Source organism: Marmoricola sp. OAE513, from assembly GCF_040546585.1.
Taxonomy (GTDB): Bacteria; Actinomycetota; Actinomycetes; order Propionibacteriales; family Nocardioidaceae; genus Marmoricola.
This window is the reverse complement of record NZ_JBEPOC010000001.1, coordinates 2585076-2599679: the sequence shown is the minus strand read 5'-3', so window position 1 is coordinate 2599679 and position 14604 is coordinate 2585076. Positions and strand designations below refer to the sequence as shown.

General features: G+C 69.2%; 11 protein-coding genes. 4 read left to right on the top strand and 7 right to left on the bottom strand.

The features are described from left to right. Positions 1-19: 19 nt before the first annotated feature. From ABIE44_RS13165 to ABIE44_RS13150, 4 genes are all read right to left on the bottom strand, one after another. Positions 20-1513, bottom strand: a complete 1494-nt coding sequence (locus ABIE44_RS13165) for an ABC transporter substrate-binding protein (protein WP_209716941.1) — start codon at positions 1511-1513, stop codon at positions 20-22. Next, entirely contained in the window at positions 1510-3000 is a 1491-nt protein-coding gene (locus tag ABIE44_RS13160) for an ABC transporter substrate-binding protein (RefSeq protein WP_209716944.1), read from the bottom strand. The genes ABIE44_RS13165 and ABIE44_RS13160 overlap by 4 nt, the downstream gene beginning before the upstream one ends. Next, on the bottom strand, positions 2997-4226 hold the full coding sequence (locus tag ABIE44_RS13155; protein ID WP_209716947.1) for an ABC transporter substrate-binding protein: 1230 nt from the start codon (positions 4224-4226) through the stop codon (positions 2997-2999). The genes ABIE44_RS13160 and ABIE44_RS13155 overlap by 4 nt, the downstream gene beginning before the upstream one ends. A 563-nt stretch (positions 4227-4789) precedes the next feature. Further along, positions 4790-6259 (bottom strand): ABC transporter substrate-binding protein, encoded by a 1470-nt coding sequence (locus ABIE44_RS13150; RefSeq protein ID WP_209716950.1) that lies wholly within the window; start codon positions 6257-6259, stop codon positions 4790-4792. Positions 6260-6415: 156 nt separating this feature from the next. Between ABIE44_RS13150 and ABIE44_RS13145 the strand changes: the two genes are divergently transcribed. After that, a complete protein-coding gene (locus ABIE44_RS13145; RefSeq protein WP_354438066.1) occupies positions 6416-7966 on the top strand; it encodes an NAD(P)H-dependent amine dehydrogenase family protein in 1551 nt (516 codons plus the stop codon). On the opposite strand, the gene ABIE44_RS13140 is transcribed toward ABIE44_RS13145, so the two are convergent. Further along, positions 7908-8324 carry a DUF6069 family protein gene (locus ABIE44_RS13140; protein ID WP_209716956.1) on the bottom strand — a complete coding sequence of 139 codons (417 nt, stop codon included), beginning with the start codon at positions 8322-8324 and terminating at the stop codon, positions 7908-7910. The genes ABIE44_RS13145 and ABIE44_RS13140 overlap by 59 nt on opposite strands. Positions 8325-8430: 106 nt before the next feature. Further along, a complete protein-coding gene (locus ABIE44_RS13135) occupies positions 8431-9201 on the bottom strand; it encodes a trypsin-like serine peptidase (protein WP_209716958.1) in 771 nt (256 codons plus the stop codon). Between the two features lie 66 nt (positions 9202-9267). Between ABIE44_RS13135 and ABIE44_RS13130 the strand changes: the two genes are divergently transcribed. Genes ABIE44_RS13130 through ABIE44_RS13120 form a run of 3 tightly spaced genes read left to right on the top strand, consistent with a single transcriptional unit; the run spans position 9268 to position 13498 of the window. Beyond that, positions 9268-11838: a DEAD/DEAH box helicase gene (locus tag ABIE44_RS13130; RefSeq protein WP_209716961.1), complete on the top strand. Its 2571-nt coding sequence runs from the start codon at positions 9268-9270 to the stop codon at positions 11836-11838. Between the two features lie 44 nt (positions 11839-11882). Beyond that, positions 11883-12917 carry a hypothetical protein gene (locus ABIE44_RS13125; protein WP_209716964.1) on the top strand — a complete coding sequence of 345 codons (1035 nt, stop codon included), beginning with the start codon at positions 11883-11885 and terminating at the stop codon, positions 12915-12917. Positions 12918-12925: 8 nt separating this feature from the next. Next, positions 12926-13498 (top strand): hypothetical protein, encoded by a 573-nt coding sequence (locus tag ABIE44_RS13120; RefSeq protein ID WP_209716966.1) that lies wholly within the window; start codon positions 12926-12928, stop codon positions 13496-13498. A 13-nt stretch (positions 13499-13511) separates the two neighbouring features. Here ABIE44_RS13120 and ABIE44_RS13115 read toward each other — a convergent pair whose 3' ends face one another. After that, positions 13512-14603, bottom strand: coding sequence for a saccharopine dehydrogenase family protein (locus ABIE44_RS13115; RefSeq protein ID WP_209716969.1), 1092 nt, complete (start codon positions 14601-14603; stop codon positions 13512-13514). Between the last annotated feature and the right edge of the window lies 1 nt (position 14604).

Here is a 14604-nt window from a genome sequence, read left to right as displayed (position 1 = left end):
CGAGGCACACGACTCGTGCCTAGCTGCGACCGCCGCACATGAATTTCGCGGGTCCGAACGGCTTCCAGACGCCGCCCCTCATCTGGATGAAGCGCCAGCACGTCGCGACCTTCTTCAAGCCGACGTCGTGCGGCGCGTGCAGGCCGTTGGAGGTCCAGCCGCGGACCTTCTTGAGGCTGTTGATCAGCGCAGGTCGGGACAGCTTGCCGCCGAGCTTGGTTGCTTCCTGGACGAAGAGCCGCGCGGCTGACCACGCGTACGCCCCGAAGTACGTCGGCGTCGCGCCCGGCGCGACCTGCTGGAGCCACTGCATGTACAGCCGCAGCTCTGCGTTCTTCGACGCCTCCTCGATCGGCACGAAGTCGGCGAACACGATCGAGCCCTCGACGTCCGAACCCGCGGAGGCGTAGTTCTTGTCGTACGACGTCGCCGTCATCAGGAAGTAGTCCGGCTTGTAGCCCTGCGCCTTGAACGCCCTCTGCATCCGGATGGCCATGTCGGAGGACCCGAGGAAGAAGATGGTGCGGGCACCGGCCGCCTTCAGCTTCTGCGCGTACGGGCCGTAGTTGAACTCGGCGATGTCGAAGCCGGAGGTGTACACGTACTTCCAGCCACGCCTCTCGGTCGCCGCCTGCAGCCTCTTCGCACCGCCCACCGAGGCGCCGACACTGACGTACAGGAACGCCGCCTTCTGGGTAGCCGGCTTGTTGATCTTGGTGAAGTAGTCCGGGATGATGTTCGCCGCTCCGCCGCCGGTGCCCGACTCGGTCGCGAAGCAGTTGGGGCAACCCTGCTCGCGCTCCTGGTTGGTGATGATCGCGTGGATCTCGGGGATCTTGCAGGCCTTGCTGGCCGAGAGTCCACCGGTGTCGAACGCCTCCATCGAGCCGACCGCTGCGAAGGTCTCGTCGCACGTCTTCTGGGTCGCGACCGCGTCACCGCTGGTGTTGGTCTGGCTGTCGTAGGACTTCAGCGCCAGCTTGCGACCGCAGATGGTCGACTTGGAATTGAAGAACGCGACGTAGGCCTTCGCGGCGTCTCGCGCGGCCGACAGGATGCCTGGCACCGGGCCGGAGATGTCGGCGATGTTCCCGAGCGTGATGGTCGAGTCGGTGATACCGGTGGTGTTCTTGAAGCCGGCGCAGGACGCCGCCTTCACCCCGGATCCGGTCGGCGGAGCACTGGTGCCTGTTCCCGTACCCGTCCCGGAGCCGGTGCTCGTTCCCGTACCGGTCCCCGTGCCCGAACCAGTTGCCGTGCCGGTACCGGTGCCCGTCCCCGAGCCGGTGCTGGTCCCCGTGCCCGTGCCGGGGTCGACGCCGATCCCGGTGCCGGTCCCCGTACCGGCGCCCGTGCCGTTGATCGAGCCCTGGACCTTGGCGTTGGCCTCTGCGACGTCCTTCGGGTCCATCGAGGATCCGCCACACGCGCTCACCGAGAGCACGGCGACGGTCAGAAAGCCGATCAATGCCGTGCGCGGCCCCGCGATCGTCCGAGAGATGTTGCTGGTCACCGAGAACTCACCTGTCCGTTGCAGTAGTACTTCGATCCTCCATAGCTCTTCCACGTGCCGTTGCGGAGCTGGAGGAAGCGGGCACAGGGCGTACCGCGCTTGGATCCGACGGCCTGCGGGGCGTGCAGCCCGTTGGACGTCCAGTTCTTGATCGTGCGGAGCTGCTTCACCAGGTTCGGCCGGGTGAGCTTGCCGCCGAGGAGGGTCGCCTGCTCGGCGAAGAGGCGCGACGCGGACCAGGCGTAAAGACCGAAGTACGTCGGCTGGGAGCCGGGCGCGACCTGCTGGAGCCACCGGTTGTACAGCGCGAGCTCCGGGTTCTTCGCCATGTCCTCGATCGGGGTGAAGTCGACGAACAGGATGGTGCCGTCGACGGCCTTCCCGCCGGCCGCGTAGTTCTTGTCGTACTGCGTCGCCGGGAGGATGAACAGGTCGGGCTTGAAGTTGGCAGCCTCGAACGCCTGCGCCATCCGGATCGCCATGTCCGAGGAGCCGTACATCTGCACCAGCTGTACGCCGGCCGACTTCATCTTCTGCACGTACGGGCCGTAGTTGAACTCGGCGATGTCGAAGGATCCGGTGTAGACGAACTTCCAGCCGGCACGCTCCTCGGCCTTCACCTGGCCCTTGGCAGCGCCGACCGAGGCCGCGGCGTTCACGTAGACCATGGCGGCCTTCTGGGTGGCAGCCTTGTTGTGCCGGGTGAAGTAGTCCGGGATGGACCGCTGGAACAGCCCGCCGCTGGGTGCCGAGGCGGCGAAGCAGTTGTCGCAGTCCGCGCGGGCGTCGTTGGTGATGATCGCGTGGATCTCGGGGATCTTGCAGGCCTTGGCGACCGAGGTGCCGCCGGAGTCGAAGGCGTCCATCGAGCCCACCGCGGCGAAGGTCTCGTCGCAGGTCTTCTGGGTCGCGACGCTGTCCCCGCTGGTGTTCGTCTGGCTGTCGTAGGACTTCACGGCGAGCTTGCGGCCGCAGATCTTCGAGGTCGAGTTGAAGTAGGCGGCGTACGCCTTGGTCGCGTTCGCAGCCGCGGTGAAGATGCCGGGCACCGGTCCCGAGATGTCGGCGATGTTGCCGATCGTGATCGTCGAGTCGGTGATGCCGGTGGTGTTCTTGAACCCGGCGCACGAGCCGGCCTTGATGCCCTGCCCGGTCGCAGGTGCGGCCCTGCCGCCACCGGTCGTCGTCGTACCGCCGCCCGTCGTGGTCGTGCCGCCGCCGCCACCGGCGGTGGGGGTCGCGCCGCCCGTGCCGGGAGCGACATCCCCCGTGCCGAGGTCACCGACGGGAACGTCGCCCACAGCGTTCCCCGTGCCCGTGCTGTCACCGCTCGCCGCGGCGGCCTGGCCCTTGACGGCCTGGTTGGCACCGACAGCCTTCTTCGCGCTCACGGCGGAGCCACCGCAGGCGCTCAGCGCGAGGACGGCTGCCGTGGCGAGGACGACGCCCGGCAGGATCCGCGGGGCTCGGTGGTGGCGGGAGGTCACTTGCCGCTGGTCCTTCCCGAGCAGAGGTACTTGGTCGGGCCGTACGGCTTCCACGCGCCGCCGCGCAGCTGGAGGAAGCGCACGCACTCGGTGGCGATCTTGCGGCCCACGTCCTGCGGCGCGTGCAGCCCGTTCGCGGTCCAGCTGTGCACGCCCTGGAGACGCTTGACGAGGTTCGCGCGGGTGAGCTTGCCCCCGAGGACGGTCGCCTGCTCGGCGAAGAGGCGGGCCGCCGACCAGGCGAAGAGACCGAAGTACGTCGGCTGCGCTCCCGGGGCGACCTGCTGGAGCCACTGCATGTAGAGCTTGAGCTCGGGCGTGCTGGCAGCCTCCTCGAGAGGCGTGAAGTCGACGTACACGATCGCTCCGTCGACGGCGCTCCCGCCGCTGGCGAAGTTCCGGTCGTACTGCGAGGCGTTGAGCAGGAACAGGTCCGGCTTGTAGTTGGCCGACTGGAAGGCGCGCGCCATCCGGATCGCCATGTCCGAGGAGCCGTACATCTCCACGATCCGCGCACCGGTCTGCTTGAGCCGTTGGACGTAGGGGCCGTAGTTGAACTCCGCGATGTCGAAGCCCTGCTTGTAGACGAACTTCCAACCGTTGCGCTCCTGCGACCTCGCCTGGGTCTTCGCGCCGTTCACGGCCGCCGCGGCGTTCGGGTAGAGCATCGCGGCCTTCTGCGTCGCGGCCTTGTTCTTCTTCACGAAGTAGGTCGCGAGATCTTTCTGGAAGTGGCCGTCGAGGGGCGCCTCGGCACCGAAGCAGGTCCTGCACGCGGCGCGCTCGGGGTTGGTCACGATGGCGTGGATCTCGGGGATCCCGCACTTGCTCGCGTTGACCGCGCCGCCGGAGTCGAAGGCCGCCATCGAACCGACCGCGGCGAAGGTCTCGTCACAGGTCTTCTGCGTCGCCACCGCGTCGGCACTGGTGTTGGTCTGGCTGTCGTAGGACTTCATCGCCAGCTTGCGACCGCAGATGTTCGACGTCGAGTTGAAGTACGCGACGTACGCCTTCACCGCCTGCATCGCCGGGGTGAAGAACCCCGGCACGGGACCGGTGATGTCGGCGACGTTGCCGATCGTGATCGTCGAGGCGTTGATGCCGACCGTGTTCTTGAACCCGGCGCAGGAGCCGGCCTTCACCCCCTTGCCCGTCGGCGGCGCCGCGTTGACGACCTTGACCGGGGCTACGGGCGCGGCCGGAGCAGACGGCTGGCCGGGGTCCACGGGACCTCCGGGGGCGTCCTGGTCGCCAGAGCTCCCCGGCGTCTGGCCCGGGGCGACGGCCGATCCGGGGTCCGTGGTGACAGTCCCGGGTTGGTCGGCGCTGTACGAAGTGCCACGAGCTTTCGCATTGGCCTCGGCGACGTCCCTCGGGTCGAGATTCGAACCACCGCAGGCAGACAGGGCGAGGGCGCCCACGACGACCAGACCCACCGCCGAGCGGAGGGTCTTTCGCTGCGAGAGGGCACCCGAGCTGGTCATCGGACCATGGTGCCTAACCGACGTGACCGGCAAGTAACGGAAGCCGGAGACGGGAGAAGGCGGTCCAGACAGACCATCCGTTTAGACTCTGAGTCTCAATTGTCCGTCTGGATCCCCGTCTCGAAATTCACGTTGCCGCCTCGGCCGGAGCGGGCGGACGACAGCGCGCTCTGTACTGCGCAAATGCGGGCGTGCGGCTGCCCTGGTGGGCGACGGCCGCGCGCCAGCCGTCTGCTGGCGGCCCCCGTCGCCGGCGCCGCCGTACCTCGGACCTGTGAGGCAGAACACCTCGCCGACGAGGCCGGTCACTTGATGCTGGACAGTCCGCCGCAGTGGTACTTCGTGCCGCCGTACGGGCGCCAGCTGCCGCCCTTGACCTGGAGGAAGCGCACGCACCGGGCCGACTTCTTGCCACCGACGTCCTGCGGCGCGTGCAGCCCGTTGGCCGTCCAGCCGTGCACGGCCCTGAAGCGCTTGACCAGGTTCGCCCGGGTGAGCTGACCGCCGAGCGCGGTGGCCTGCTCCGCGAAGAGCCGGGTCGCCGACCAGGCGTACAAACCGAAGTACGTCGGCGTCGCCCCTGGTGCGACCTGGGCGAGCCACTGCTTGTAGAGCCGCAGCTCGGGACTGGAACCGGCTTCCTCGAGCGGGGTGAAGTCGACGTACACGACGCTGCCGTCCACGACGCTGCCCCCGTTGGCGAAGGCCGGGTCGTAGTACGTCGGGTTCAGCAGGAAGACGTCCGGCTTGTACCCGGCGGCATCGAAGGCCCGGGCGAACCGCACACCCATGTCGGCGGAGCCGAACAGCTGCACGATCCGCGCACCCGAGCTCTTCAGCTGCTGGACGTAGGGGCCGTAGTTGAACTCGGCGATGTCGAAGCTGCGCACCAGCGCGAACTTCCAGCCGCGGTTCTCCTCCGAGCGCACCTGGCCCTTGGCGGCCTGCACCGAGGCGGCAGCGTTCACGTAGAGCATCGCGGCCTTCTGGGTGGCGGCCTTGTTGGTCCTGGTGAAGTAGTCCGGGATCGACGCCGGGAAGAAGCCGCCCTGCGGAGCGTTCGCGGCGAAGCAGTTCGGGCACGCGACGCGCGCGGCGTTCGGCATGACCGCGTGGATCTCCGGGATGCCGCACTTGATCGCGGCGCCGGCACCGGCACCGTCGAAACCAGCGAGCCCTCCGACGCCGGCGAACGTCTCGTCGCAGGACTTCTGCGTGGCGACCTGCTCGGCGCTCGTGTTGGTCTGGCTGTCGTAGGACTTCACCACGATCTTGCGACCGCAGATCTTCGAACGCGAGTTGAAGTACGCGGCGTACGCCTGGGTCGCCTGGAGGGCGGGCGTGAAGATGCCGGGGACCGGACCGCTGATGTCCGAGACGTTGCCGATCGTGATGGTCGAGTCGGTGATGCCGGTGGTGTTCTTGAAACCCGCGCACGACGCGGCCTTGACGCCCTTGCCGGTCGGCGGCGCTGCACCGCCCACGACCGTACCGTTCGGACCACCCTGGTCGCCGCTGGTCGGCGCGCTCGGGTTGCCGGACGCGTCCGTGACGACCGGTCCGTCCGAGGTGACCGGTCCGTCGGAGACCGACGCGACCGGACGGGCATCACCCGGGCCGCTGCCGAGAGTGCCGTTGACACCACCGTTGGCGCGGGCCGCCTCCTTCGGACTCATGGCGGAGCCGCCGCAGGCGGACAGCGCGAGGGCAAGGACGGCCGTCACTCCGACGAGGACGCGGGAGTACGGCGGGAGGGGAGGGCGACCCGAGTTCACGGGGACATGGTGCGATTCGAGGCTGGCGAGGGAGTAATCGAACGCAGGTTCTGACGTCCTGCGGTCCAGACAGACCAGGCGTTTGGACTCGAAGTACAGCCGGGGATCGCCATACTCACGCCACATGTTCCGTGGCCGTTCTCGGGAGGACCACCAGTGACCGAACGACTCCGCATCGTGCAGTGGACGACGGGCAAGGTGGCCCGCGAGTCCCTCAGGGCGATCCTCGAGCGACCCGATCTCGAGCTGGTCGGCGTCTACGCCTACAGCGCGGACAAGGTGGGCCGCGACGTCGGCGAGCTGGCCGGGCTCGGGCGCACGATCGGCGTCATGGCCACCGACGACATCGACGCGCTGATCGCGCTCGCGCCCGACTGCGTGGCGTACATGCCCCTGCATCCCGAGGTCGACCACCTGGTCCGGCTGCTGCGCGCGGGCATCAACGTGGTCAGCACCGCCAGCTTCCTGACCGGGCGCGGGTACGGCGAGGAGGCGCGCGCAGCGCTGCGCGAGGCAGCGCTGGCCGGTGGCGCCAGCATCTTCGGCAGCGGGGTGAACCCGGGCTGGGCCGACAACCTGGCAGCCACCGCGTCGAGCGCCTCACGCGACGTGACCCTGGTGCGGATGACCGAGTCGTTCAACATCGGCATCTGGGCGGGTGACGCCAACCAGGACGCCCTCGGCTGGGGACGTCCTGCCGGCGACCCGGGCCACGCCGCCGACATCGAGCAGGCGACGCTGCCGTTCGGCGACGCTGTCGAGGCGATCGCGGAGATGTTCCGGATCACCCTGGACGAGGTGCGGTGCACGGTGGCGTTCGCGCACGCCACCGAGGACGTGGACATCGAGGGCCGACCGGTGCAGGTGGGCCAGGTGGCCGGCATCCAGACGAGCTGGCAGGGCATCGTCGCGGGACGTCCGGTGATCGAGTGCAACGTGCGCTGGACGATCACCACCGACCTCGAGCCGGCCTGGCCGGTCGCCTCGGCACACATCGTCGAGGTCTTCGGAACCCCGAAGATCACGCTGCGGATGGAGTTCCTGCCCGAGGACATGAGCCTCCCGATGGACGAACTGCTCTCGACCGGCTTCATCGTCACCGCGATGCCGGTGGTCAACGCGATCAGTGCCGTCGTGGCGGCCCGGCCCGGGATCGTCACGTACGCCGACCTCCCGCCCGATCACCTCGACGCTGCGGCCCTCGGACGTCGAGCACCCCGAGACGCTGCACGCGGAGCCCGAGGACGACGAGCCGGTGGTGCCGGTCGCGCCGAGCGACGGACCAGTGCCGGTGGCCGGGGACTGGAAGATCGTGATCAAGGGTCCGACCGGGCCGCAGGAGACGTTGCTGCACCTCGTCGAGACCGACGGCGTCCTGAGTGGCGAGCAGTCCGGCGACGGGATGTCCTCCCCCATCACCGATGCGAAGCTCGACGGCACGAACCTGTCGTGGATCAACCACGTGACCAAGCCGATGAAGCTCAAGGTGCGCTTCAACGGCTCGATCTCGGGAGATCAGATCTCCGGGAAGGTGAAGGCCGGCTTCATGGGGAGCTACTCCTTCACCGGCTCCAAGCTCTGACCCCTGTCGTCGAGCTTTCCCGGTCGTCGAGTTTTCCCGGTCGTCGAGCTCGTCGAGACGCGGTGACTAGCGCAGCCGCCGAGCCACCACCGGGATCACGATCGCAGCAGCGACGACGTGCGTGAGCATGAGCGTCAGCTTGGTCGCGGTCGCCGCGTCGGCGAGGAGGTCGGGGACGAACGACAGCGCCGTGAGAGCGATCGTCGTCCGCAGCCACACGGTGCGAGCGTCGCCGGCCCACCGGCGCAAACCGGCTGCGATGGCCAGTCCGACGAGGCTGAAGAGGAACGTCATCTGGGCGAACGCGAGGACGGGGATCGGCTCCCCCGCGATGTCGAGGGAGACGCCGGCAGCGTCGGCGACCGCGGCGACAGTGGTCGTCGCCACGGCGGCGACGAGACCGGCTCCGACGGTCGTGACCCAGAGCTTCTGGCCGGGCTTGCGGGCGGTGGTGCCGGGCTGGTTGGTGGCGATGACGGACATCGGATACTCCTGGGGATCCGGCAGCCGGTTGCTGCCTCTCACCCTGTCCACGAACGGGGTTCGACCGATACGACAGGTCCGCCGAAACTTTCTTCGACGACGCTGGTCAGCAGGCGTTCGCGGTGAACCCGATCGGGACGTTGTCGCCCTTGCCGCCAGCCACAGCGCGGTTGAACAGCGCCTGGACGTCAGCCCCGAACGGGGTGCTGTACTCGGCGTCCGCGGCACACCCACCCTGCTCGAGCCCGCCGATCACCCCGACGACCCTGCCGTCCTGCAGCCACGGTCCTCCACTGGTCCCGTCCTCGAACCCGTTGCACCGGATCCCGGAGTAGCCGTCGACCAGCTCGAGCGCGGCGGTGCAGGTCAGCGGCCGGCCCTTGCTGCCCATCGGGTAGCCGCTGACGTTGACGGACTGACCGACGGTCGGCGTACCGAGCGGGTGACCGTCGACGACGTCCTCGATCTTCTTGCCGCCGCGCGGAGCCACCCGGAGGAACGCGACGTCGTGGCGAGGGTCGAACGTCTTGGCCCAGGCAGGGTCGATGTAGATCTTCGTGACCGACCAGACGCCGGCGGGGAGGCTGTTGTCGTGCAGCAGCGGCGCGAACTCGATGGTCGGGCCGGTCCCGAAGACGCAGTGCGCAGCGGTGACCACGAGGTCCCGTGTCGGGGAGTCCACGACGCTCGCGCTGCAGAAGTGCGGAAGGCCCAGCGTCGGGAAGAGCCCCAGGATGCTCGGGTAGAAGATCGCTCCGGTCGCCGGGACGGTCTCGACCTGGTGAGCCGTCGGTACCGCGGCGTCGTCAGCGCTCGCGGCCGGCAGGCCGGTGAACGCAAGGCCGCAGACCAGGAGGGAGAGGAGGATCCGGCGCATCGTCGGAGGCTAGTGACGCCACCGGTGGGCGTCAATGGCGTCGCGGGTGCCCGGTAGCCTCGCTGGGTGAGCGTCGACGGAGCGGCTTGGGTCCCGCGGACCGACGACCCCGATGCCGTGTACGAGGCGCTCACCACCTGGGTCGACGAGCACGGGTTGAGCCTGTACCCGCACCAGGACGAGGCGATCATCGAGCTGCTCGGTGGCAACAACGTCGTGCTGGCGACACCGACAGGGTCAGGCAAGTCGCTGGTCGCGATGGCGGCGCACGCGTCCGCGCTCGCCGGCGACCGGGTCAGCTTCTACACGGCTCCGATCAAGGCGCTGGTGAGCGAGAAGTTCTTCGCCCTGTGCGAGATCTTCGGGGCGACCAACGTCGGCATGCTGACCGGCGACGCGTCGGTGAACGCCGACGCCCCGATCATCTGCTGCACCGCCGAGGTGCTGGCCAACATCGCCCTGCGCGAGGGCCCCGACGCAGACGTCGGCACGGTGATCATGGACGAGTTCCACTTCTACTCCGAACCCGACCGTGGCTGGGCCTGGCAGGTCCCGCTGCTCGAGCTGACCGGCGCCCAGTTCCTGCTGATGAGCGCGACGCTCGGCGACATCAGCGAGCTGGCCGAGGACCTGTCACGCCGCACCGGGCGCGCGACCGCGATCGTCGACGACGCCGAGCGGCCGGTGCCGCTGACGTTCACCTGGGCGATGAACCACCTGCCCGACACCCTGCTCGAGCTCGTCCAGACCCACCAGGCCCCCGTGTACGTCGTGCACTTCACCCAGGCCGCGGCGGTCGAGCACGCCACCTCGCTGCTCAGCGCGAACGCCGGCATCCAGGCCGACCGCGAGGCGCGCGACGCGATCAACGAACGCCTGGTCGGTTTCCGCTTCGGAGCCGGGTTCGGCAAGACCCTGCAGAAGCTCGTACGTCGCGGCATCGGCGTCCACCACGCCGGCATGCTCCCGCGCTACCGGAGGTTGGTCGAGCAGCTCGCGCAAGCCGGTCTGCTCGTCGTCATCTGCGGCACCGACACCCTCGGCGTCGGCATCAACGTGCCGATCCGGACGGTGCTGTTCACCGGTCTGGCCAAGTACGACGGCACGCGGCAGCGCATCCTGCGCTCGCGCGAGTTCATGCAGATCGCCGGGCGTGCAGGGCGGGCCGGCTTCGACACCTCGGGGTACGTCGTCGTGCAGGCTCCCGAGTTCGCGATCGACAACGCCAAGGCGCTGGCCAAGTTCGCCGACGACCCCAAGAAGCAGAAGTCCGTACGCCGCAAGAAGCCGCCCGAGGGCGAGGTCGTCTGGTCCGAGGAGACCTTCGACAAGCTGGTGACCCGGCCGCCCGAGCAGCTGGTCTCCCGGATGAAGGTCGACAACGCGATGCTCATCAACGTCGTGACCCGCGAGGAGGACGCCTTCCCGGTGATGCGGCGACTCCTGATGGACAACCACGAGACGCTCGCCAAGCAGCGCCAGCTCGCGCGTCGCGCGCTCCGGCTGACACGCAGCCTGGTGCACTCCGGGGTGCTCACCCGCCTCGACGAGGTCGACGAGTTCGGACGCCGCTACGTCCTGACCCACGACCTGCCGCCTGACTTCGCGCTCAACCAGCCCCTCGCGCACTTCGCGCTCGCCGCGTTCGACGTCCTCGATCCCGAGTCCGAGGACTACACGCTGGACCTGCTCTCGGTCGTCGAGTCGGTGTTGGAGGCGCCGCGGCAGATCCTCGCCCAGCAGCAGTACATCGCGCGCGGCATCGCCGTGAACGAGATGAAGGCAGACGGCCTGGAGTACGAGGAGCGGATGGCACTGCTCGACGAGATCACCTGGCCGATGCCGCTGCGCGAGCTGCTCGAGGCGACCTACGCGCTCTACCGGGAGAGCCACCCGTGGTTGCCCGAGGACGCGCTCGCCCCGAAGTCGATCGTGCGCGAGATGTACGAGCAGGGCATGAGCTTCACCGACTTCGTCTCCCGCTACCAGCTGGCCCGGTCCGAGGGCCTGGTGCTGCGCTACCTCACCGACACCTACCGCACGCTGCGGCAGACCGTGCCCGACCAGCACCGCACGCCCGAGCTCGACGAGCTCAGCGAATGGCTCGGCGAGACCGTGCGGCAGACCGACTCCTCGCTCCTGGACGAGTGGGAGTCGCTCACCGACCCCGAGGCTGTCCAGCGCCGCGCCGATGCGTTGGCTTCCAACGCGCCTCCCACCAACCCGCGTCCGATCTCCCAGCAGGAGCGCGCCTTCACCGTGATGGTCCGCAACGCGATGTTCCGTCGCGTCGAGCTGGTCGCCCACGACAACCTCGACGGCTTGATGGCTCTCGAACGCGCGGCCGCCGACCGCACCGATCCTCCGGGCGAGGTCGTGATGACCCGGTCGGCGTGGGACGAGGCGATCGAGGCGTACTTCGCCGAGCACGACGACGTCGACCTCGACGGTGACGCCCGCGGCCCGGCACTGCTGCGGATCACTCGCGAGGGGCGTTCCTGGCCAGTCGTGCAGACCATCCACGATCCCGACGGGAACCACGACTGGATCATCGAGGCGCTGATCGACGTCGACGCCTCGGACGAGACCGGCGAGCTGGTGCTGGTGACGCAGGCGATGCGCCGCCTCGACGGGTAGCGACCACCGTGCCACTTCCTCGCCGGGATGCGATCATCGAACCCGTGAAGTCTCGGGCCGCCACCCTCCTGCTCGCCTGCCTCGTCCTCGCCGGCTGCGGCGACGTGGGCGAGGAGTCGACCGATGCGTTCACGCTGCCGGTCGGGCAGACCGAGTGGGACGTCACCGCACCCGCTTGGTTCTACCGAGGAACGCTGCACATCGGCGATCGCACCGTCGAGCTCGGCGACAAGGTCGACAAGTTCGTGCTGGGCCGGACGGGCGCCTACTGGATGAGCGCCGGGACCCTGTTCTTCACCAGCGCCGAGGGAAGGACCCAACGCGTCGCCAAGGTCGGCTGGGGGAACCTCGCTGTCTCGGCGGACCGGTCGGTGTTCGCGACCGTCGATCAGTCCAGCGGGCCGAAGGACAGGTACGGGACCCGGGTCCTCCAGCTCGCTGTGTTCGACACCGTGACAGGGAAGCGGCTGTACCGAACGCCGGATCGGAAGCCGGACGCCCGCGACGACCTGGCCGACCTGTACGGCGAGATCATGCCGCTCCTGCACGGCGTCAGCGACGAGCGTGCCTTCTTCTACGGCAAGACCATCGACCTCGCTGACGGCTCGACCACGAAGTCGACAACGGACGCCGACGGGATGGACGTCTACGAGGGGTACGCCGACACGCTGTTCCCTGACGGCTTCCGTGTCAGCCTCCGCGGCGAGGGGAAGCAGCGCCGGCTGGTGGAGTCGTCGATGTACGCCGTCGGCCGGCTCTCGCCGGACCGGACGACGATCTTCGACGTCGGGACGTGGCCCACGCCGGCAGTGGTGTACGACGCGAAGACCGGCGTGCAGCGAGCGATCAACACCCCCTGGGACCACTTCACCCTCGCTGGATGGACCGACCAGGACACGTTCTACGGAGTGTCCGAGCGGGTCGACGAGGCGGTGCTCGACAACGTCGTGCGCGACCGTCAGGTCGTGAGCTGCGAGCTGCGAACGCTCAGGTGCACGCCGGTGAGCCCGGTGATCCCCACGGAGCCGACGACGAGGTTCCCGACCTTCCTGCTCGAGAACAGCGACAACTCGTTCTGATCCGGCTCGTGCGTCGTCCCGCGGCGCTCCTGGTCGTCGCGGCGCTGTCGGCGGCACTCGGCTGCCAGGGCGACAGCGGCAGCGCGGACGGCCGTGCGACCGCCGGCGAGCTGCGCCGGACGGGACTGACCCTCTACCTCCCGGACCTGACCGGCCTTCCCGGCGAGGCCGCGGACACACCGGGACCCGGGGTCGTCGATGCCGACCCGTCCTCCGGCGCAGGTCAGTCCGGCGAGCCGCTGGACGCGATGCCCGACTCGATCTCGGTGAGGGCTGGGGCTGTCGTGGTGACCTACCGCGGCGAGGACGGTCAGGACTTCCGGCTGGTGGAGCAGCAGGCTCCTTCGGAGCCGCTCTGTGCAGCGGTGGAGCAGATCGCTGACAGCAGCTGCGAGGAGAGCGGCGGAGTGATGCTCTCCACGATGGAGGAGCTGGCCACCCTCGCGGTCGTGCGTGACGGGACACTGCTGGTCCTGCGCGACGTCGTCGTCGAGAGCCGTCCCGGGTTGGTCGAGGCCTTGTCAGCCGCCCTCCGGGGCGCGCCCGTCGTACCGGTCGAGGAGCTCGCTGCGATCGGGTGACTGTCGGCGCGGCTCAGGCGCGGACGAGCCCGACCTGGGCGCAACCGGCCGCCAGGGCGTCCAACCCGAACGCCTCGACCGGACCGAGTCCACCGGTGGCGAGCAAGCCTGAGGTCGCGGCCGCGATCGCGCCCCACGCGAGGATGTCCGCGGTGAAGTCGTACGGGTCAGGACCTGTCATGGTCACCGTCGCCAGCACCGCACCGCTCGCCGACCGCGCCTCGGCCACCATCGTGTGGCGCGACCGCGAGCGCTGGTCGGCGTCCGGGCCGCCGGTGGAGCCCTTCACGAGACGGGCGGCTGCACGGCCGCCCAGACCACGCAGTGCGGCGGACTTGCGCAACGGGGTGCTGATCGCCGTGCTCGCACCCAGCACCCGCGCTGCCGCCGGTGGGACACCGAGGAAGACGCCGACCTCGCGCAACGTGGGGTGGATCGCCGGGAGTCCGAGGTGCTCGGAACCCGGGAGGCTCACCCCGGTCAGGGTCCTGCCGGCGACGTCGAACGTCCGCCGCCGGCGCCCGGCACGCTCGACCGCCAGACGTCCGTCGCGGAAGGCGAACCCGTCCTCCAGCATCATCCCGGCGATCGACGCGTTGGTGCCGCCGCTGGTCTGGAACCCGACCGGGAAGTAGCCGACGTCGACAGCGACTGCGTCCGGCCCCGCGTCGGCCAACGCCAGCGCCGCGGCGAGGTTGCCCGGCACGTAGTCGAACCCGAAGGCAGTGAGGAGCCCGATGCCGTTGCGGGCCGCGGCCGGTCCCCACTTCTCGAACACCTCGCGCATGAACGGGCCCTCACCGGTGGAGTCGAGGTAGTGAGCGCCCTTCTCGGCAGCGGCTCGCACGGCGGGTTCACCGAACCGCAGGAACGGTCCGACAGTGCTGATCAGGACATCGCCGGGCGCCACCGCGTCGTACACGCTGGACGGGTTCGACACGTCGGCGACGATGGTTTCCAACCCACCCAGCTCGGTCGCGAGGGCGCCGACACGCTCGGCGCTACGGGCGACGAGCACCGGGGTGGCACCCTGACGGACCAGGCTTCGAGCAGTGAGGTCTCCGGTGTAGCCCGTCGCTCCGAAGAGCAGGATGCGCGCAGTCATG